This window comes from Enterococcus sp. AZ194 (genome assembly GCF_051713825.1).
Lineage (GTDB): Bacteria > Bacillota > Bacilli > Lactobacillales > Enterococcaceae > Enterococcus_K.
This window is the reverse complement of record NZ_JBIOQR010000001.1, coordinates 485,645-506,146: the sequence shown is the minus strand read 5'-3', so window position 1 is coordinate 506,146 and position 20,502 is coordinate 485,645. Positions and strand designations below refer to the sequence as shown.

General features: G+C 38.6%; 15 protein-coding genes, 2 pseudogenes and 1 riboswitch. Of the genes and pseudogenes, 5 read left to right on the top strand and 12 right to left on the bottom strand.

Features of this window, described 5'->3' with window-relative positions:
- Positions 1-38 precede the first annotated feature (38 nt).
- Positions 39-2,381, top strand: a complete 2,343-nt coding sequence (locus IGI37_RS02545; protein WP_438759826.1) for an ABC transporter ATP-binding protein/permease — start codon at positions 39-41, stop codon at positions 2,379-2,381.
- Positions 2,382-2,476: 95 nt separating this feature from the next.
- Here IGI37_RS02545 and IGI37_RS02540 read toward each other — a convergent pair whose 3' ends face one another.
- Both IGI37_RS02540 and IGI37_RS02535 read right to left on the bottom strand, forming a co-directional pair.
- Positions 2,477-3,784 (bottom strand): NCS2 family permease, encoded by a 1,308-nt coding sequence (locus IGI37_RS02540; RefSeq protein WP_438759825.1) that lies wholly within the window; start codon positions 3,782-3,784, stop codon positions 2,477-2,479.
- 306 nt (positions 3,785-4,090) lie between these two features.
- A complete protein-coding gene (locus IGI37_RS02535) occupies positions 4,091-4,987 on the bottom strand; it encodes a helix-turn-helix domain-containing protein (protein ID WP_438759824.1) in 897 nt (298 codons plus the stop codon).
- Between the two features lie 271 nt (positions 4,988-5,258).
- On the opposite strand from IGI37_RS02535, the gene IGI37_RS02530 reads away from it, so the two are divergent.
- Positions 5,259-6,917, top strand: coding sequence for a family 43 glycosylhydrolase (locus IGI37_RS02530; RefSeq protein WP_438759823.1), 1,659 nt, complete (start codon positions 5,259-5,261; stop codon positions 6,915-6,917).
- Between the two features lie 11 nt (positions 6,918-6,928).
- On the top strand, positions 6,929-8,179 hold the full coding sequence (locus tag IGI37_RS02525; protein WP_438763567.1) for an MFS transporter: 1,251 nt from the start codon (positions 6,929-6,931) through the stop codon (positions 8,177-8,179).
- A 108-nt stretch (positions 8,180-8,287) separates the two neighbouring features.
- Here IGI37_RS02525 and IGI37_RS02520 read toward each other — a convergent pair whose 3' ends face one another.
- The 7 genes from IGI37_RS02520 to gltS all read right to left on the bottom strand — a co-directional run bounded on the left by IGI37_RS02520 (position 8,288) and on the right by gltS (position 14,905).
- A complete protein-coding gene (locus tag IGI37_RS02520) occupies positions 8,288-9,055 on the bottom strand; it encodes a formate/nitrite transporter family protein (RefSeq protein ID WP_438759822.1) in 768 nt (255 codons plus the stop codon).
- Between the two features lie 54 nt (positions 9,056-9,109).
- Positions 9,110-10,780 carry a formate--tetrahydrofolate ligase gene (locus tag IGI37_RS02515; protein ID WP_438759821.1) on the bottom strand — a complete coding sequence of 557 codons (1,671 nt, stop codon included), beginning with the start codon at positions 10,778-10,780 and terminating at the stop codon, positions 9,110-9,112.
- 15 nt (positions 10,781-10,795) lie between these two features.
- Positions 10,796-11,329: a folate family ECF transporter S component gene (locus IGI37_RS02510; protein WP_438759820.1), complete on the bottom strand. Its 534-nt coding sequence runs from the start codon at positions 11,327-11,329 to the stop codon at positions 10,796-10,798.
- Positions 11,330-11,371: 42 nt separating this feature from the next.
- Positions 11,372-11,473, bottom strand: a riboswitch (THF riboswitch).
- Positions 11,474-11,477: 4 nt separating this feature from the next.
- Complete coding sequence (locus IGI37_RS02505; protein WP_438759819.1) at positions 11,478-12,056, bottom strand: HutD/Ves family protein; 579 nt, start codon at positions 12,054-12,056, stop codon at positions 11,478-11,480.
- Positions 12,057-12,095: 39 nt separating this feature from the next.
- The gene (locus IGI37_RS02500; RefSeq protein ID WP_438759818.1) at positions 12,096-12,722 is read right to left on the bottom strand and encodes a cyclodeaminase/cyclohydrolase family protein; all 627 of its coding nucleotides are present in this window, start codon (positions 12,720-12,722) and stop codon (positions 12,096-12,098) included.
- A gap of 31 nt (positions 12,723-12,753) precedes the next feature.
- Entirely contained in the window at positions 12,754-13,653 is a 900-nt protein-coding gene (ftcD, locus tag IGI37_RS02495; RefSeq protein ID WP_438759817.1) for a glutamate formimidoyltransferase, read from the bottom strand.
- Between the two features lie 19 nt (positions 13,654-13,672).
- Positions 13,673-14,905 (bottom strand): sodium/glutamate symporter, encoded by a 1,233-nt coding sequence (gene gltS, locus IGI37_RS02490; protein WP_438759816.1) that lies wholly within the window; start codon positions 14,903-14,905, stop codon positions 13,673-13,675.
- A gap of 316 nt (positions 14,906-15,221) precedes the next feature.
- Here gltS and IGI37_RS02485 point away from each other — a divergent pair, with 316 nt between their 5' ends.
- On the top strand, positions 15,222-15,875 hold the full coding sequence (locus IGI37_RS02485; protein WP_438759815.1) for a HutD family protein: 654 nt from the start codon (positions 15,222-15,224) through the stop codon (positions 15,873-15,875).
- A gap of 99 nt (positions 15,876-15,974) precedes the next feature.
- On the opposite strand, the gene IGI37_RS02480 is transcribed toward IGI37_RS02485, so the two are convergent.
- On the bottom strand, positions 15,975-17,531 hold the full coding sequence (locus tag IGI37_RS02480; protein WP_438759814.1) for a chloride channel protein: 1,557 nt from the start codon (positions 17,529-17,531) through the stop codon (positions 15,975-15,977).
- Positions 17,532-17,674: 143 nt separating this feature from the next.
- Between IGI37_RS02480 and IGI37_RS02475 the strand changes: the two are divergent.
- Positions 17,675-17,852, top strand: a pseudogene (locus IGI37_RS02475) (response regulator transcription factor); the annotation flags it as partial.
- A gap of 339 nt (positions 17,853-18,191) precedes the next feature.
- Here IGI37_RS02475 and IGI37_RS02470 read toward each other — a convergent pair.
- Positions 18,192-18,454 (bottom strand): annotated as a pseudogene (locus tag IGI37_RS02470) (IS5/IS1182 family transposase); the annotation flags it as partial.
- Positions 18,455-18,529: 75 nt separating this feature from the next.
- On the bottom strand, positions 18,530-20,455 hold the full coding sequence (locus tag IGI37_RS02465; protein ID WP_438759813.1) for an endonuclease MutS2: 1,926 nt from the start codon (positions 20,453-20,455) through the stop codon (positions 18,530-18,532).
- Between the last annotated feature and the right edge of the window lie 47 nt (positions 20,456-20,502).

Sequence of the window (20,502 nt, the reverse complement as noted above, 5' to 3'; positions counted from 1 at the left end):
TTCTTTTTATGTTTCAAAAAAGAAAGTGAGGTTTATTTATGTTAGAACTAAAAGAAATAAAAAAACATTATAAGGTGGGTGACTCCATCACTAAAGCACTGGACGGTGTCTCCGTTGCCTTTCGAAAACAAGAATTTGTGGCGATTTTAGGTCCGAGTGGTTCAGGGAAAACAACCTTATTAAATGTCATCGGTGGGTTGGATAACTATGATTCAGGTGACATGATCATCAACGGAAAAGGAACAAAAACCTTTAAAGACTCAGATTGGGATGCGTATCGAAACAATTCAGTCGGTTTTGTGTTCCAAAGTTACAACTTAATTAGTCATTTGGGTATTATCGATAATGTTGAATTAGGGATGACCCTCAGCGGTGTCTCAAAAGAAGAAAAACATGAAAAAGCTACACGCGCCTTGGAACGTGTTGGCTTAAAAGAACATATGCACAAAAAACCGAACCAACTTTCTGGTGGCCAAATGCAGCGAGTGGCCATTGCTCGTGCCTTAGCAAATGATCCAGATATTCTCCTGTGTGATGAGCCAACTGGTGCCTTGGATACAGAAACTAGCGTTCAAATTATGAAGCTTATTCAAGACCTTTCAAAAGAAAAATTGGTTATCATGGTGACGCACAACCCTGAGCTAGCTCATCAATATGCAAATCGTATTATCGAGTTTGCAGACGGGAAAATTCAACATGATTCAAAACCGCATATTGAACGACCAAAACCAGACCAATTTAATTTGAAACACACACGTATGAGATTTACGACAGCTTTAAAACTTTCTTTCAATAACATTCGAACAAAAAAAGGACGGACAATTCTGACCTCATTTGCTTCAAGTATTGGGATTATCGGGATTGCGATTGTTTTGGCCTTATCTAACGGCTTCCAAGCACAAATCGATAAAACACAATCAGAAACAATGGCACAGTTTCCAATCACCATCTCACAAATTGCTGCTGAGCAAGAGCTGAATCAAGATGATGCGTTAGGTGCTTCAAAAGGAACCTATCCAGATGAGTCGACGGTCACCGCCAAACTAAGTACGCAGGATAAAGCGCAACATACCAATAAAATTGATCAAGAATATGTCGATTACATCGAAAATATTGATCCAAAGCTTAGTAACAATATTGGTTTTACACGCATGGTTGGCATGAACTTGTTAAGAGAAGTCGATGGAAAAGTTCAACCTGTCAAATTCTCAAACGACTCACCTGACAGTGCTGCTGGAGGCATGGCTGCCGCAATGAGTTCTATGACCGGAATCGGTGTCTCTTCGTTTCCAACACAGCTAGAAAAAGACAGCGGTAATTTCTTAAAAGATAACTACTCTCTTTTAGCGGGCGAATACCCAGCTTCACCAAATGATATTGTTTTAATTGTCGATGGAAATAACAACACTAATATCAATGCCCTTAAAAACCTTGGCTTTGACATCAAAGAAAATGAAAAATTGGACTTTGATAAACTTGTTGGCACAACGATGAAACTTATTCCAAACGATAGCTACTACACTGAGCTACCAACTGGAAACTTTGTCCCAAATACAGATTATGACTCTGTATTTAAAGAATCAACTAACGAAGAAATCAAAATTTCTGGTATCTTACGTGTCAAATCCTCTTCAACGATGAACCTTTTGGCACCAGGGATTGCTTATAGCGATAAATTAACGACAAAAATTGTCGATACAAATACAAAGTCAAAAATTGTTACTGCTCAAAAAGATAGTGATGTCAATGTTATGACTGGTGAAAAAATTGACGACTCAACTAAGAAGGGCTTTTTAACCTCACTTGGTGGAGAAAGCTTGCCATATAGTATCATGATTTATCCAAATAACTTCAAAGATAAAGAAGAAATTTTGACTTACCTTGATAAATGGAACAAAGGAAAAGAGAAAGAAGACACCATTGTTTATCAAGATTTAGCTGGAACGATGACTGAATTAACAGGTGGTTTAATGGATGCTATCACGTATGTCTTAATCGCTTTTGCGGCGATTTCATTAGTTACAAGTATGATTATGATTAGTATCATTACCTATACTTCAGTTATTGAACGAACAAAAGAAATCGGGGTCTTGAAGGCTTTGGGTGCTCGTAAAAAAGATATTACGCGAGTATTTGATGCAGAAACTTGTATTCTAGGGATTTCCTCTGGGGCACTTGGCGTTGTTATTGCATGGTTATCTACCATCCCAATCAACTATGTATTATATCAAGTCACAGATCTGAAAGATGTCGCACAATTGAACCCTGTTCATGCGATTGTTTTAATCATCATCAGTACCATTTTAACAATGTTAGGCGGACACATTCCCGCACGTATGGCTGCTAAAAAAGATGCTGCTATCGCCTTACGTGCAGAATAGGTACTCTTTTAACAGGAACGATTACTTATTTCCCGCTTCAATAACAAAACAAAAGCTGTGTCACTAGTCACTTTGACTACTGGCACAGCTTTTTATTAGATGTTCAGAATCCACATAAACCCAATGAATACAAAGAACAGTATATACATAATTGGCGAAACTTCTTTTCCACGTTTTGCCGCAATCATGGTGATTGGATAAAAGATGAAGCCTAATGCAATCCCATCAGAAATACTGTAAGTTAACGGCATACCTAACAAAATCAAAAAGGATGGAATAGCAATTTCCATTTCAGTCCATTTAATATGACTTAATGATTGAGCCATCAAAACACCGACAACAATCAAGGCTGGAGCGGTCACTTGAGGAGTAACGACAGAAAGTAGTGGCGAGAAGAATAGGCCGAAAATAAAGAAAATACCTGTTGTCACAGCCGTTAAACCAGAACGTCCACCAACAGCAATCCCCGCAGATGATTCAACATAGGCACCCACAGGAGAGGTTCCTAATAACGAACCAGCTAACATCGCTGTTGAGTCAGCAGCCAACGCTTTTCCAACTCGTGGCATTTTATTATCCTTCATGAACCCTGCTTGGTTTGCTAGTCCCACTAACGTTCCGGCAGTATCAAAGAATGTCACTAATAAAAAGGTTAGAACAACCACCCAAAGCTGTAAAGAATTAATATCTCCTACATGTTTTAAGGCCACTAAAAATGTCGGCTTCAAACTTGGTGCAGCAGAAACAAGTTTATCTGGCGCTTGAATCAACCCAGTTACAAGCCCCAATAGTGTCGTTGCTGCCATCCCGATAAAGATTCCTCCTGGCGTTCTACGAATCATCAGAACAGCCGTCACAGTCAACCCAAAAATCGTTAACCAGGTTGGGCCGACGTTCAAAGGTCCTAAAGCAATTAACGTGGATTTATCGGCAACAATAATGCCCCCTTCGCTCAAACCTAGAAAGGCAATAAACAACCCAATTCCACCAGAAATCGCATACTTCAAATCTGCTGGTATCGCATCGATAATCATTTCACGCAATTTAAATATAGTAATTAAAATAAAAATTAATGATGCCACAAACACACCCGCTAACGCTGTTTCCCAAGGGATACCCATCCCCACACAAACAGAATAAGCAAAAAATGCATTGATTCCTAACGCTGGAGCTGTCGCAATTGGGTATTTTGCAAAAATCCCCATCAAAATACAACCTAGAGCACTTGCTAAAGCTGTTGCCGTAAACACTGCTCCTTCATCCATTCCAGAAGCCCCTAATACAGTTGGGTTCACGAATAAAATATAAGCCATCGAAATAAATGTTGTGAAACCAGCCAAGACTTCGCGTTTGACGGTCGTATTTAACTTCTTCAGCTCAAAATATGAATTAATCTTTTCCATCTTCTCATTTCCTCCCATTTCACACAGACAAAACGTCACTAGAACAGACACTTTATCTTACTAAAACAACGAGTATAATCATATAACAAACAACCGGACAAGTAAATAAGAAGAACGGAAACTATCCGCAAAAAGAAGAACAGTTGTCATTGTTCATAGTATAATGAAAGGCCAAAAATAACACATACTATCATTCTTTTGTCACCTTTGGATTTCTGAATAAAAAAGAAGGAAACCACCAGAATTTCTACATTTTTATTTGTAAAAACTCTGATAGACGAATGTCACTTTCTTAATTCAGACGATTTAATGTTCGTTTTCTTTATTTTTCCGATAGTCAATTGGCGAATAATGACTCCACTGCTTGAATTGTCTCGAAAAATGAGAAGCATTCTGATAACCGATGACTTCTGCAATTTCTCCAACGGATAGTTTCGGTTGGTGCAATAAGAATTTGGCTTCGTTATATTTTAATTGATCCAAATATTTTTTGGGACTTATCGAATAAACTTTTTTAAAAACCTTCAACATCGTACTTTTACTAATATTCAGTGAGTCAGCCACGTAGTCAATAGAAAGCAACAATCTATTTTCATCGGTTGGTCGTTCAGTGAATGCTCTAAAATTTAATTGAATCGTATCTGCAATTGATTTTGCTAAAACCAACGAAGTATTATCAGAATGTTCAACCTTTATCTGCTCTTGCTCCGCATATTCTAACAATCCCATCACAAGCTCAATTAATAATCGTTCCACCATCAACTTTTCTTTGATTGTAAATTTCGAATAATCCAACAAATTAACATAAGAGGTCAAAATCTCTTGAATCGTCCGATATTCAGGGTTATCTGGTTGTAGCAAAATAGAACAGTACATTAATAATGATTGTTGAACCATTGGATCATCAATATCAAAATGCGCACAAAAATATTCCATTCCCTCCTCTGATACACACGAATTTTCATGTGAATTGCCAGGAGGAATTAAAACGATGTCCCCAGTTGAAAAAATATAGGTTCGTCCTTCAAAAACAGTTTGTTGTTTTCCCTCTAAGATAAACATAACCTCAAAAACAAAATGTGTCTCCCGCTCAGCAATCCATCCATAAGGTACGTATTGTTTATGCCCACCAAATAACTTTATATTGGCATTCACATCAGGTAGATTGACAAGCTTTTCTAACCACTTTGGTTTTTCATTCATAAGTGACTCCTTTCCTAAAAATACGAAAAATGGTAATTTTATCCTGTTTTTTGATATCGATTATACGTGATTTTTCTCTTAAGATAAAGCTATCAAAAAGAAATCGATTTCATTTTTTGAGAAAATAGGTGAAAAAAAATAATAGACTTCCAGATGGCACACAAGTCTATTCAAAACAATTAAGAAAAATTTTCTAGATTTAGATGACAGCTTTAAAAAGTATTTTTGCAAACGTTCTCTAATAATCTAACAAAAAGGAAGGAACTAGATTATGACAATGATTAAAAATCCAATTATTCCAGGGATGGCACCGGATCCCTCAATTATTCATGTAGAGGGGACGTACTACATCGCTACCTCGACCTTTCATTGGAATCCTGGTATTCAAATTTATCAGTCAACTGATTTTGTTAACTGGACGTTATTAGACTTCGCTCTCAAAAAAGGGGAAGTAAACTTGCGCGGAACCAATACACCAGCAGGGATTTGGGCGCCTCATCTTTCTTATGATGAAAAGACCAAAAAATATTGGTTAGCTTACTCCCATATGGTTAATATGGCTGGCCGAGAATTCAATTCAGACTCTTATGCTATGTGGTCTTATGATATCTGTGGTCCTTGGTCTGAGCCTATTTATCTGACTTCTATCGGTTTTGACCCTGCACTATTTCATGATGAAGACGGCAAACACTACATAGCTATTTTAGAATGGGAAACCCGCCAAGGCTATCAAGCTCCGGGACATATTGTCCTTGCAGAATTTGATTTGGATAAGGGGCAATTAGTAGGCGAATGGCATCGCGTAACTCAAGGATTTACGACTAGAGGTTGTGCTGAAGCCCCTCAATTATACAAAAAAGATGAGTACTACTATTTACTTTTAGCTGCTGGTGGAACGGGATATGCACATGGTGTGGAAATTGGTCGTTCCAAATCCGTCTTCGGCCCTTATGAAGCTCATCCCTCAGGAGAACCAATCATCACTTCTTCTGATCAGCATCTATTCTCACTTGGTGATCCTGATGCAGGTCACTTTGAGATGTATAACCCGAACTCTCGAATGCAAAAAGCTGGGCATGGTTCACTTGTCCAAACGCACACAGGTGAGTGGTACATTGCGCATTTAATGTCCCGTCCACTTGAAGGGACACTTCTTAACCCATTAGGACGCGAAACCTCTCTTCAAAAGATGTTTTGGACAACTGATGGTTGGTTAGAGATGGCTGATGGAACGAACCTTGCAAAAATGGAAGTTGAAGGATTGACGGGTGTTTCTACGAAAAAAAACGATTCACCCATTTTTAAAGATGACTTTTCAAAAGAGATCTATTCAAACAAATTTATGACGCCTTACCGCGAACAAAAGGCTGACTGGGTCAATACCACCGAGCATCCAGGTTCGCTGACGATCCATGGACAAAATTCATTTTTCTCGCAAGTGAATCCAGCAATATTAGCAACACCAGCAAATTCTTTTCATTATTTATTTGAAACAAGCCTTAAATTTCAGCCAATTCATTATTCTCAAACGGCTGGCGCAGGGTTTTATTATGACTCGAACAATTGGTTATATGCTCATCTCACCTATTCAGAAACAGTTAAAAAACCTATTTTGACTATCTTACAAGCCAAACTAGGTGAACGTATTGAGTTTCCACATCACTTATTAGTGGTTCCTGAAGGCGCGGTCTTCATAAAAGCTATTTATAATTTTGGCCAAGTTACCTTCTACTATCGATTGACAAAAGAGACAGAATGGCTAGAGCTTTCACCCGCAATCGAGGCCAGCTACCTCTCTGACGAGGGCGTGAATGGTGAACCTGGTGAGATTGGTGGTTTTACAGGACTATTTAACTTTGTTGGTTCGGTTGATTCCTATCAACGTCAGTCAACAGCCACTTTTGATTATTATTTGACAGAAAACTTATAATTTGGAGGACGATTATTTTGAAAACTATCCCACTTAAACGCCTTGTACCTGGACTTATTATTGGTCCAGCTTCATGGCTTGGCCCCTATATTGCTGCATCAAGTTTGTTTTTGCCCGCACTCATTCAACAATTAGATGCGGACAATAAAATACAATTGGTTGCTCTTTTTTCGACAGTTGGCATGATTGTCGCTGCCGTCTCAAATATGTTAGCTGGGTATCTCTCTGATCGAACGTATTCTCGTTTCGGAAAGAGAACTCCTTGGCTTGTTGGCGGTTCATTTGCCTTTATGGTCGCCATGATTTTGGCTTCTATGTCCCATTCGATTCCGACGCTTTTAGTCAGCTGGGCCCTTGGGCAAGTTGCTTTGAATTTTATCGTTGCGCCCATGGTTGCTTGGCTTGATTTGGCTCCTGAAACAGGAAAGGCTACTGCTTCAAGTGCGTATGGTGGGCTCGGTATGGCCTTAGGTAACAACGGCTTTACGATTTTTGCTGCTATGTTTTTGGGTAACTTTCGTTTGGGTTTTATCATTTTTGGTAGCTTAACTTTTATCGGCACACTACTTGCTGCATTTATCGTTAAAGAACCTTCAAACGTCGATGAGAAAACAGCCACCCAACCAAAAGTAGGCAATCAAAAAGAAGCTTCAACCGGCAAAAAATCACAAGCTATTTTCCCTAGTTGGTCAATTGGCCGCGACTATTACCTGGCCTTAGTAGGTAAGTTATTCCAAGGAGTGGGCAACTTTGCTGTCACAGGCTACCTTCTATTTATCATGACTGACTTTCTGAATAAAGATACTTCCTCTACTCAGCAATCCATTCAGCTAATTAATATGATTATGTTGGTTTTTGGGATTGCAATGGGGTTCATCGCAGGTCCTTTAGCTGATAAATACAAACTACTAAAACTACCAGTCGGCTTGTCAACCATCCTGATAGGAATCGGTGCACTAAGTATTTTCTTTCTACGTAACGATGCAAGCTTACTTATCTATGCCTTTATGTCTGGACTTGGGATGGGTATTTGGAATTCTTTAGATAATCTATTGAACTTAGAAGTCATCCCAGACAAAGAACGTGTCGGCTTCTTCCTTGGTATCTATAACCTTGGAAACACGGTAACACAAGCACTTGCTCCAATCCTTGCTGCATTTATGATTTCTGCTGTTGGGTTCTCATCTATTTTTATTGTCTCCTTTGTTTGTGCAACAATCGGCGGACTCTCAATTTTATCTATTAAATCAGTAGCGAAGTAAGCTTGTCCAAATACACTGAATACCTCTTCTCCATCTTTTATTTATAGAAACAAACTCGCAAGAAATGATCAGGGTCTGCAAAAGATACCCTTTCTTGCGAGTTTCGTGTTATTTCTTATTTTTGTTGAATGCTTGGTTATAGAAGAAGGACACAAACACGGCTCCTCCCACAATATTTCCTAAATAGACAGGAATGATATTTTGAATAAATTCGCCCCAGCTATAACTGCCTTCAAATATAGCTGCCGGAATAATAAACATATTCGCTACGCTATGCTGAAACCCAATTGCTACAAATAACATTACCGGAAACCAAATGCCCATTATTTTCCCAGCAGCCTCTTTTGCGCCATAACAAAGCCAAACTGCCAGACAAACAAACCAGTTACAGCCAATTCCTGAGACAAAACTTTGAATGAAATTCGCCTCAATCTTAGCGCCAGCAATTTTTACAACCTCTTCAAGGTAGACCCCCGATGATGTTAGACCGACAATATGTCCAAAAAAGTAAGCGACAAACAAAGCACCCACCAAATTAGCGACTGTGACAATTAGCCAGTTACTCAGTAATTCCCCCCCTGTTACACGTTTGGCAAAAAAGCCGAAAGAGACGACCATCATATTCCCTGTGATTAACTCACCACCACCTAACAAAATGACAATCAGTCCAACAGGGAATACACAAGCACCAATAAATGAAGCAAAACTTCCCCACTCTTCTACAATAGAAGAAATCACTCTTACATAGGCTAAGTAGCCCAAAGATATCATTGCTCCGCCAATAAAGGCCAAGATAATTTTTTCTTTCAAACGTTTAGCCACTTTGGCTCTTGCCGTCTGAATCGTTATTTCTCGAATTTCATAGGGTGTGTGCATTATTAAATAAACCTCTCATCTCTAAATCAATTCCTATGACTGCTTTTAAAAATATTAAAACAACCCTGTAATTTTTCCTTGTGCATCAATATCGATTTTTTCTGCAGCAGGTCGTTTAGGTAACCCTGGCATCGTCATCACGCTTCCTGTATAAACGACAATAAAACCTGCTCCTGCTGACACTTTTACATTACTAACCGTGATAGAAAAATCGGTTGGTCTTCCCAACTTGGTTGGATCATCAGAAAAAGAATATTGCGTTTTAGCCATACAAATAGGTAACCTTTGGAAGCCTAATTTTTGTAGCTTAGCAATTTCTCTCTCTGCTATTGTTTCATAGTGAACGTCTTCGCCCCCGTATACTTTTTGAACGACCGCTTTTATTTTATCCTTAATAGATTCCTCATCTTGATAAACAAATGAGAAATTATTTTTTTCTTCAGCAAGTTGAAGAACTTCTTTTGCTAGCTCTTCTCCACCTTGTCCTCCATGCCCCCAGACATCTGACAAGACCACATTTACTTGGCGTTTTTCACACTCAGCTCTAACTAAGGCTAACTCTGCCTCGGTATCTGTGGGGAACTTGTTGATTGCTACTACAGTTGGTAACCCATACACCTGCGTTGCATTTTCTATATGCTTTAATAGATTAGGCAATCCTTTTTTTAGCGCCTCTAGATTTTCACTATTCAGTTCGGTTTTAGGGACACCACCATGCATTTTCAATGCTCTAACAGTCGCCACCACTACTACTGCAGAAGGTTTGATTCCTGATTTACGACATTTAATATCGATAAATTTCTCAGCACCTAAATCAGCGCCAAAACCGCCTTCTGTTACCACATAATCAGCTAACTTCATCGCTAGCTTTGTCGCAACCACACTATTACAGCCGTGTGCAATATTGGCAAAAGGACCGCCATGAATAAACGCGGGATTATTTTCTAACGTTTGAACAAGATTGGGTTTCATCGCATCTTTTAGTAAAGCTGCCATAGCTCCTTGAGCATTTAGCTGGTTAGCTGTGACTGGTTGATCCTCATACGTATAACCAATGATGATATTCCCCAAGTTTTCTTTTAAGTCCTCTATATCGTTAGACAAACAAAGAATCGCCATAATTTCAGAGGCTACAGTGATCTCAAACCCATCTTCTCTTGGCACACCATTTACTCGACTACCCAACCCATTCACTATTTTTCGTAATTGACGGTCATTCATATCTACCGCTCGTTTCCAAGTAATTCGACGATTATCTATCGCTAATTGATTCCCTTGAAAAATATGATTATCAATCATTGCTGCAAGCAAATTATTCGCAGCACCAATGGCATGAAAATCACCTGTAAAATGAAGATTAATGTCTTCCATTGGGACAACTTGTGCATACCCACCTCCCGCAGCTCCCCCTTTTACACCAAATACTGGTCCTAAAGAAGGTTCTCTTAAAGCAATAATTGCTTTTTTTCCAAGTCGGTTTAATGCATCTCCTAAGCCAACAACCGTTGTCGTCTTTCCTTCTCCGGCAGGGGTCGGGGTAATAGCCGTGACTAATATCACTTTTCCTTCCTCTGATTGCTGAGAAGGAATTTCTTCTATATTTAACTTGGCTTTGTACTTCCCATAAAATTCAATTTGTTCCTCGGTTAAACCAATTTTTTTGGCTACTTCCACAATCGGTAGCATAGTTGCTTCTTGGGCAATTTCAATATCTGTTTTATTCATTTCCATCCTCCCATATCATTCAACGATTACATTATTTCTAGCCTTCACACGTTCAGATATCTTTAACGACACCATAACTAGTGTCGTCTCAATCGGAAACATCGCTATCGCTTTGATTGCTCTAGGCACAGCAAAAAGTGACGTTCCATACATCATCTTCAACCATAGTGGCGTAAGAATGAAAGAAAAAATAATTGTTTTAATAATCATTACGATAATCACTCGTTTTAATGTGATTGGCTTTTTGTGAAAGCCAACACCATACAACAGTCCAGATACATAGGCGCTAAATGTGAACCCGGGGAAAAAGAACCCCGAAGGATTAAGGATAAACCCCAAAACGTCCCCGATAATAGCAGAACAGCCGGCGATTGCTGGCCCGAAAAAATAGCCGTTAATCACGATTGCCAAAAAGGCAAAACTGACTTGAATCGTTCGTCCAAAATCCACATTGAACATGTTCAACACAACATTTAACGCAATAAGAATTGCTGAAAAAGAAAGAACACGAGGATTACTTAGTAAGCTTAGATCAAACAACTTTTTCATTAATTAGCTTCCTCTCCAGGGTAGCTACATGTAAAATTCATATGCAGCGAATGCGAAAAAGGGACCACAAACTATTTTTCTAGTTTTTCATCTATTAGCAACATTCCATCCAATAGCACTTTATGCCCCTTTTTCAACTCCGATATTTTTATTTTCTTTTAAAACAGCAGAGAATTCCTATGATTCCATCCTCTGTTGAAGCAATAAACTTCATTTTTCCACTCTCGTTTGATAGCACATAGGCCATTCCTGCTTTTAAGACAACTTCTTTATTATTCAGTTGACTACAAACGCACTCATTTAACAGATAGAAAAAGTAGCTATTTTCTGCAGCTAGTTCAACATCTCCTTCGTTTATCACAGCCACAGAAACCGTATAATCTGACGTATACATCACATTAAAATCTTTACATTTTCCTATGCTCCGTGTAGTCACAGCTCCCGAAAAATATGTTTTTTGAAAAGGAGCCAACCTGCAAACTATTTTTTCATTTGGTAGCTCATGAATCAGTTTTACTTCGTTTTCTAAGACCATCAAACACCGTGAATAATTAGGTAAGGAGGTAAATAAACTCTCTTCAACTGCGATAGTAGCTGAAGAAATGCGATAATCAAAATTTTTTTTTGCATACGCACTTGTTTCAGGATAGATATAAAACTCTTTTGTTTCTCCTCCACTCCACTGACTGATTTGATAATCCGTTTCCGTTAGTATCTTAAACGTCATGACACCCTCCTTGTCAGGAAGAAATAAACCTCTACGCGATTACACAATCTTTAGAATTTCTGCATAAATCTCATCGGTCACTCGACAACCTTCCTCTAAAACCTTTTTCCCTTCTTGTTTATAATGTTCGACAAATTCTTGATCCTTAACCCCAGAAAGATTAATCAAGACATTTAGCCAAGCTCCTTTGAGTCCTGAGTTCAGATTTAAGGCAGCCACGCCCAAATCACTCGCAGCATTGATATTGGATTTCCCGACAGCATTTTGTGTAACTTTTGCGGCTTTCGTCATCAATTCCATCATCTCAAAAGGAACTAAAGTCGCGGCTTTTAAAGCTGCTTGCATAGCCATGCGTCTTTTCTCTTTCTCCTCATCCGTTTCTTTTGGCATAGAGAAGATAGCTGAGACACCATCAAACGCCTCCGTATCTTTATCGATAATCGCTACGAGTTGTTCATTCAATTTTGTCATCTCTTGCAAGATTTCTTTCGATTGGCTATCATATGTCTCATATTTTTTCTTTCCGATAGTTAAATTCATCACCATAATGGTCAGTGCTGAACCAATTGAACCAGCCAAAGCCGCGGCTGAACCTCCACCAGGTGCTGGGGCATCAGAAGCAAGTACAGAAACAAATTCTGCCACTTTCATATCTACTAATTTCATTCTCATCCCTCCGTCAATTCATTTAGATGTACTAATTTAACAGGTGATTTTCTAAAACTTGTTTCCCATAATCAAAATCTTCAATTTGAAGATAATATTCTGCCGCATCAATTAATGCTTTTGCAGGAGTTAGGCCAATGACTTCGCTCCCAATGATAGTTACACCATATCTCTTTGCTTCAAACCGAATCGTTTCCACTACACGATACAAAGGCGTCCCTTCATAATTCACCATATTCATTGAAACCTGTGCAATATTTCTATCCTCCAACATCACGCCAATTCCTTTACAATACTTAAATCCACCACTTGAGCCGCGAACAACCTTCGCAATTTTGTTAGCAATTTCAATATCATCCGTATCTAAATTGACATTAAATGCAACTAAAGGCATCCGAGCACCGACTGCTGTGACCCCAGCAGTTGGATGGATCTTGGGCTCTCCATAATCTGGCGCCCACTCAGGCTGCTTTAGTTTTTCAGGCATTCCTTCAAATTGACCTTTTCGAACTCTAGCAAGGTTCACGCGATCTGGTTTTTGAGCGGAATCTTCATACAAAAAGATGGGAATAGAAAGTTCACGGTTGATCCGTTCGGCTACTTTCTTAGATATTTCAACACATTCCTCTACCGTGACCTCTTTAATCGGAACAAAAGGAACGACATCTGTGGCTCCCATTCGAGGATGCTCCCCGTGATGTTTGGTCATATCTATTTTCTCTGAAGCGAATTTGACCAACTGAAAAGCCGCTTCTTGAATGCCCTCAACATCTCCTACAAGTGTAAACACACTTCGATTGTGGCTAGCATCTGAAGAATGGTCTAACAATGTAACACCTGGAACTCCTTTTGCTACTGCGACAAGCCCGTCAATAATTGTTTTGTCTTGCCCCTCACTAAAATTTGGAATACATTCGATAATTTTCGCCATAAAATTACATCCTTTCTTTTTATGCAAATTTTGTAATAAAGAAAATGATTGTCGGAATAGCAACCACATCAACAAACACGGCGCCGCAAAGTGGTGCAATCAAAAAGGCCTTCGTTGAACGAACCTTGTATTTCTCACAAATTGCACTCATACACACCACAGCTGTTGCAGCAATTCCCATTCCCCAACCAGTAAATCCACCTGTCATAACTGCCCCATCGTAATTTTTCCCAAGTAAAGGGAACACAACAAATACAGAAAAGATTAATAGGACTAGAAACTGAATTAACAAAATAATTAGTAGTGGACCCGCTAGATCAACAAGCTCCCAAACTTTTAAGGTCATAATCGCCATCGTTAAAAAGAAACCGAGACCTACATCCAAAATTAAATCAGTTACTTTGAAATCTAGCTTGAACACTTCATGCTTATCGTTTAGATTCCTAAACCCTATCGCCAAAAACATTGCGCCAACATAACTTGGTAAAGCAAAATTTTTGATTCCTAAGGTGGTGACCCAGTTTGAAACTAAAATTCCACCAAACATAAATACAAAAACAATCGTTAAATGGGCTAGAAAAGACTTACTCGTAAACGCACTTTGACTTGGTGACTGCTCACTTTTTTCAACCACAGGATCTTCTTGAACCTCTGCTTTTATATGATTTTTTTTGATTAAGTAATTTCCTACAGGCCCCCCCACTAGACTTCCTACTACTAAACCAAATGTTGCTGCTGCAACGGCCACAGTGGTTGCCCCGGTGACACCTAATTCTTCTGCAACAGGTCCAAACGCGGCAGCATTTCCATGCCCTCCTACTAAAGAGACGGTTCCAGCCATTACACCTAACACTGGATTAACACCCAACACCTTAGCTAATGAAACACCTACCACATTTTGAATAATTGCTAATGCCCAACAAGCACCTAGAAATACAATCAGCAAACGTCCACCATTTTTTAACAATTTGAAGCTTCCACCAAACCCTACACAAGTAAAAAATGCTAGCATGAAAGGAAGCTGAAGCGTTGTATCCATAGTAATTTCTATTGTCCCCGATGCTCGCAATGCCCAAACAATTAGCGTGCAAATAAATCCACCAATTACTGGTGCTGGAATACATAATCGCTCCAATAATGACACTTTTCCTCGTATGAAATAACCTAACATCAAGAGAACACCCGCCAAAGCTGTCGTTGCAATCATATCAATCGTCATGGTTCGAACCCCATCAACCATCTCAATATTCATTTTCTTACCTCGCTTTCTATAAACGATTTTCGTAACTATTCTCCGAACTACCGAGCTGAAAAAAAGAAAACGATTACAACAAAGATAAGCGCTTTCAATTAAGTCGGTAAAAGGATTTAAAACTGCCACAAATTTGATTTCTGAATACATTTTTATATTTTCATAAAATATAAGCGCTTACATTCACCTAGAATTTATCATCATTTAAGTAGGCTGTCAATAGATTTTTTGAAAAAGAATAAAAATGGCTAGAATCTACAACTTATTTATACTAAAATTAGATATGTTCAATTTGAGAAAGGATTGTTATCTCCCCATGGCCTACAAGCTATTGCAACACGTAGATTACTCGACAACAAAATTAAACGGCGTCGATACGATAGAAATATTTAAATACCCTAAAACATCTAGCTTTGCCACCAAAGATTTTGATTTACGGATTTCTTCAGCAAAAATGTATCAGCAAGTAACGGAATTCACTCATCTACCCAATTATTTCAGAGAGCTAATGCTCCTGTTTGGTAAGGTTAGACTTGAACATTATGAACCTGATGCTTTGAGAACTGAGCACCTTTCTCCTTATGAAATTGATCGCTTCTCGGGTGACCATAAAACACTGAATTTCGGACTAAGTGAAGATTTTAATTTAATTTACAAAAAAGATTTTTTACCAGCTCCTAAGCTTTCATTACTTAAACATAATGAATCAATTTTATTAGATTTAAATAACAATCAGTTTGCATTGATTTATTCCGTTAAACCACTCATCGAAATTGATATTATTCCTGAAAACGAGTATTTGATTGATTCGGTTGTGCTAAAGGAACAGGATAGTCTTCTGATGCGAAAAGAGACGGCAAAGCTCGTGATTCACAACGGAATGCCAGGATCTTCCATAGAAGAAAACGTAGCGATTCTTTGTCTCTTTGAACTCCCGGCAGATGAAAAAGAATTAGCCGAGATTTGTTAATCTTAGCTAATTCTTTAAGTAGTCTATACAAAATTATCTTAAATAAAAAAACGGAGGAGACAACTTTTCTCTTCCGTTTTTTGTTTGATTTCGGTTTACCTACTCCATATTCTCTTGCTCACATTGTCGCAATTCCATTCTGACCTTTTGTGTAATTGCCTCATCAGTCAAAATGATTAAGGTATCTCCACTATGGATGATCGTATCTCCATGAGTCAAAATCTCAGATTCGCCTCTTCGAATCGAGGTCAACAGCATCTCATCTGGCCATTGGATATCTCGAACCATCTGCTCATCAAACGAACTTTCTGCATGAACAGGAAATTCAAGAATGGTCTTTCGTCCACTAATATCTCGAAAGTCTGGCTTCACTAATCGTTCTAGTAACGTTTCATAGATAGGATGTCCACCCAATAATTCTACCACGACATAACTCACCAAAACCACGACACCAATAGACATCAAATGAGAAAAATTCCCCACCATTTCGGTCACTAAGATAATCGCTGTCAAGGGAGCTTTCCCAATTGCCGCAAAATAGCCTGCCATCGCAAACATCAAAAAATTCTTAACAAATATCGGTTCTAAGCCCAATAAATCTGTCAAAAAAACACCATAAATTGTTCCAATCACAGCACCGAGCGTCAGAATTGGTAGAAATATCCCACCTGGCAGATTAGAGCCATAAGAAACCATCGAAAAAACGAAACGCAAGACAAATAAACCAAGTAATAACCATAAACTCATCGGTTCCTCTGCTAAAGAAAGAACAATTTGGTTTCCGCCGCCTAATAAATGAGGGAAAAATAATCCAATCGGAATCACCAATAAGAAAGGTACAAAACCATAATAATTAGGCGATAAAAATGAAAGCTTCCCATACCATTTAGGTAACGCTAAAAGAACGATTTGATAGACTCGACCTAACACACCCAGTAAGATACCCAAAACGGGTAACGTCCAATAATATTGTAGAGGTAGCGCCTTAATCGCACCAATATATAACACAGGCCTCAGTCCAAATACATACAGTGAGATGAAGTTTGCTGTAATCGCTGCTGAAAAGCTTGTCAGCCAAACAAGGGGGGAAAACGAATGATAGACTTCCTCTAAGACAAAAAGAAGCCCTGCTATCGGCGCATTAAAAGCCGCTGATAAGCCCGCACTCGCACCACTTGAAATCAGAATTTTTTCTTCTGTTTTACTGCTCTTCATTGCTTTACTAACCCCTTGAGCGGTCACTGCACCCAACTGAATAGACGGACCTTCTCGCCCTAAAAAGAGCCCAACACTAATCGAAAGTACGCCGCCCAAGAACTTTTTCCATAATACAGAAAACCACTCAACAGAAATCTGCCCCTGTAGCTGTCCTTCAACCTGAGGAATCCCACTACCTTTAATATTCCCATCACTTTTGACCAAACTACCCACAATAATTGCTAGAATAATTGAAACGATAATCCATGGAATCAGCCAAATTGGTTGCTTTTGAAAAAATAGATAGCCATGAACAACTTGTTCGCCAATTTGCTCAATTAAAAAACGAAAAAGTGTCACGACGACACCCACACAAGCACCCACTATAATCCCTTTTCCAATAAAAATAATTCTTGTACCATCCAGTTTCTGTAATTCATGTTCTTTCTTTTGTTCCATCATGTTCCCCCACAATCCATTATTTAATTTACGCTCATTGGTTGTGTTTTACAAGGGACAAGCTATATTATGTCACCACTCTTCAAAATGAAATCGTTATCCTTACAAAAAGATGAGAGACTGGACGAAAGACAGGAAAAAAGGATGATTATCATTTCACTAAACACGAACTAGACATCTTCATTCTCCTACTCGAACATAAACAAAACCAAGAAATTACCGATAGCCTCTATCTGTCGATTGGAACAGTTAAAACACAATGTATACAATATTTTTATCAAACTAGACATCAATAAAAGAGCTCAAATAGTTGATTTGTAAGCTTACTTCAAACAAGAATTAGGGCAATCTATAGTAAAATCTTCTTGATAGCAAAAAAGCTTGAGCTTATCTGGTCATTTTGATTAGTTGCCCAAGTTAAGATAATATATGATAGAAAATTAGAGCCTGTTATACTTTCTTGTCAGTGAGAAGAATAAGCTACATTCCCTCGTTCTTTCTTCTCAATGTTCAATATGTCTGCCCATCATTCATCCTCCAAGCTATTCAGTGACTCTCTACTTACTAAATTCTATTTTTTTTAAATTGCTTTTTTTGTATCGTATTAGAGCATGTCCAATCCTTCTTCGTACAACAAATCATTTATTTCATATCTGGATATCTGACAAATCCCCCCTTATCTTTTCTTCGACTAATATCCTTTGAATGAGAATGGACGTTTCGCCGGACAGATATGTTCATCTTACGCTTCAAGATAGAACTAGTTCTCAACGTTAAATGGGTTGTTCTTGTACTTTTTCTTCCGTTCTTTTTGGTAACTTCCCTACGGAATCAAGGGTATTTTGGGTAACACATTATGGATATACTTATAACTTTTCTCACTCCCGTAACCTTACATCTGCCACAATATATTCAGGTAATTCGTAAAAAAAGTGGGGCACTAATCAGATTTTTTTCTGACTATTGTCCCACTCTCTGTTGGTTATCTTTAGTTTATTTCACTCTTTTTCATTTCGTTTCATTCGCGCTTTTGCTTCTTTGGCAAGCTGCTTCTGTGCTTTTTTGGATCCTCTATTAATGTCTTTTATTTGTTTTCTTGTTTGAAAGTCGACAAACAAACTTTCTAAATCATAATCAAGAGGATACAAGTCTTGTGCGCGAGCTTCTAACTTGATTCGTTTTCTTGGAACTTCGCTGATCTGATCCTCCACAAAAACCTGAACTGTCAACTCACCTTCATCACTATAGACCAAACCAACTGTTTTAGTTTCAGTAAGATAGACTCTATCGCCTTTTTCAAAACGCATTTCTTGCTCCACTTGTGGGGAAAACTGTGTTGTTTTCTTTCTACTTGCCGAGAAGGTTTTTTTCTCGGTTGGATACTCCTTATGAGCAATATAACTTGCTGCTTGTTGAATCAATACTTCTGACATCGCCATTTTCTTGGCAATCCATAAAGCTTGACTGTCACCAACTTTGCCAACCTGTAAGAGATATTTCGGCGTCAGAGTCTCTCGATCAAAGGCCATCGCAGCTGGAATGAAGTCTTGATGTTCTTCCGCAAACCGCTTGATTTCACCATAATGCGTGGTGGCAACCACTAAAGCGCCCTTTTGATAAAGAGTCTCCATGATAGCAATCGCTAGTCCAGCACCTTCATTCGGTTCCGTTCCACTACCAATCTCATCCAACAAAACGAGTGTGTGACGAGTCACCTGATTCAAAATCTGCGCAACATTTTTCATATGACCAGAGAAGGTACTTAAGGCATTCTCTAGGTTCTGTTGATCGCCAATGTCGACAAAAATATGGTCCAATATCGCCATCTCAGTTCCTTCTTTTGCTGGAATCTGCAAGCCAAACATCGTCATCAAACTAAGTAAGCCAACTGTTTTCAGAACCAACGTCTTCCCGCCTGCATTGGCTCCTGTAATAACTAAGCCACGATAATCTGTCCCTAATTGAAAATCTAAAGGAACAACTTCAGAGACAGAAGCAAGTAACGGGTGTCTTCCTTGTTTCAAATCAATCCGTTCCTCTTTATTGATTTTTGGCGTGATTCCATTCACCTCACGACTATATTTCGCTCGGGCAAAAATAATATCAAAGGTGGTTACAGCCTCAATCCCGTTAGAGATTTCTAATTCTCGCTCGCTAAGTAAACCGTTAAGCTCCGCCAAAATCTGGTATTCTTCGGCTACTTCTTCAGCTTTCAACAAAGTGATTTGCTCATTTAGTTTGGCTACAGCTGCCGGCTCAATAAAAGCTGTTTGCCCTTTGCCCGACTGCTCAATGATATTGCCAGAAACTTTATTTTTGTAGCTTGATTTAATTGGAATTGTAAAATGATCGCCTTTTTTAACAATCATTGACTCTTGAATCATCGTCTTATTATTAGGATGTCTCAAAAATTTCAACAGCTTTTCTTCAATTTCTCTTTCACTGTCATTCAGCTGCTTACGAATTCGACGCAAGGGCTTTGAGGCCTCATCCAAAATCCGTTGCCCTTGAACTTTTTGATAAATACCTTCTTCAATATCAGAGAAACTCGATAAATTTTTACTATACGTATAAAGTAACGGTGTTTGATATTGGTTTTTCTCAAAGAATTTTTGAATCATCCGATTGCTTCGTAAAAAGTCCGCCACTTCGACCAGTTCTCCTGGTGTTAACAATAATCCTTTTTGAACTTCTTTCATCAAACGATTGATTTGAACAAGCCCCATAAACGGCACATGTTGTCCGCTTTCGATAATCACTCGCGCCTCTTTTGTTTCTTGTTGTCGTGATTCTACCGCAGAAAGACTACTTTGTACGCCCATTTCTTCAATTCTCTGTTTACTATAATCCCCGATTGCTCGAGTCTGGACCTCACGAATAATTTGGTCAAATTGTAGATTTTTTATTGTTTCTTGATTAATCATCTCTTTCATCCTTTCAAAAAAGAGATACCCGTCCCAATAAATAAATA

Coding starts and splice junctions, on each gene's coding strand:
- IGI37_RS02520 (WP_438759822.1), bottom strand. CDS start 9,055: ATGCACACACCCTATGAAATTCGAGAAATAACGATTCAGACGGCAAGA.
- IGI37_RS02500 (WP_438759818.1), bottom strand. CDS start 12,722: ATGAAATTAGTAGATATGAAAGTGGCAGAATTTGTTTCTGTACTTGCT.
- IGI37_RS02540 (WP_438759825.1), bottom strand. CDS start 3,784: ATGGAAAAGATTAATTCATATTTTGAGCTGAAGAAGTTAAATACGACC.
- IGI37_RS02510 (WP_438759820.1), bottom strand. CDS start 11,329: ATGAAAAAGTTGTTTGATCTAAGCTTACTAAGTAATCCTCGTGTTCTT.
- IGI37_RS02515 (WP_438759821.1), bottom strand. CDS start 10,780: ATGAATAAAACAGATATTGAAATTGCCCAAGAAGCAACTATGCTACCG.
- IGI37_RS02505 (WP_438759819.1), bottom strand. CDS start 12,056: ATGACGTTTAAGATACTAACGGAAACGGATTATCAAATCAGTCAGTGG.
- IGI37_RS02465 (WP_438759813.1), bottom strand. CDS start 20,455: ATGATTAATCAAGAAACAATAAAAAATCTACAATTTGACCAAATTATT.
- ftcD (WP_438759817.1), bottom strand. CDS start 13,653: ATGGCGAAAATTATCGAATGTATTCCAAATTTTAGTGAGGGGCAAGAC.
- IGI37_RS02480 (WP_438759814.1), bottom strand. CDS start 17,531: ATGGAACAAAAGAAAGAACATGAATTACAGAAACTGGATGGTACAAGA.
- IGI37_RS02545 (WP_438759826.1), top strand. CDS start 39: ATGTTAGAACTAAAAGAAATAAAAAAACATTATAAGGTGGGTGACTCC.
- IGI37_RS02485 (WP_438759815.1), top strand. CDS start 15,222: ATGGCCTACAAGCTATTGCAACACGTAGATTACTCGACAACAAAATTA.
- IGI37_RS02530 (WP_438759823.1), top strand. CDS start 5,259: ATGACAATGATTAAAAATCCAATTATTCCAGGGATGGCACCGGATCCC.
- IGI37_RS02535 (WP_438759824.1), bottom strand. CDS start 4,987: ATGAATGAAAAACCAAAGTGGTTAGAAAAGCTTGTCAATCTACCTGAT.
- gltS (WP_438759816.1), bottom strand. CDS start 14,905: ATGAATATTGAGATGGTTGATGGGGTTCGAACCATGACGATTGATATG.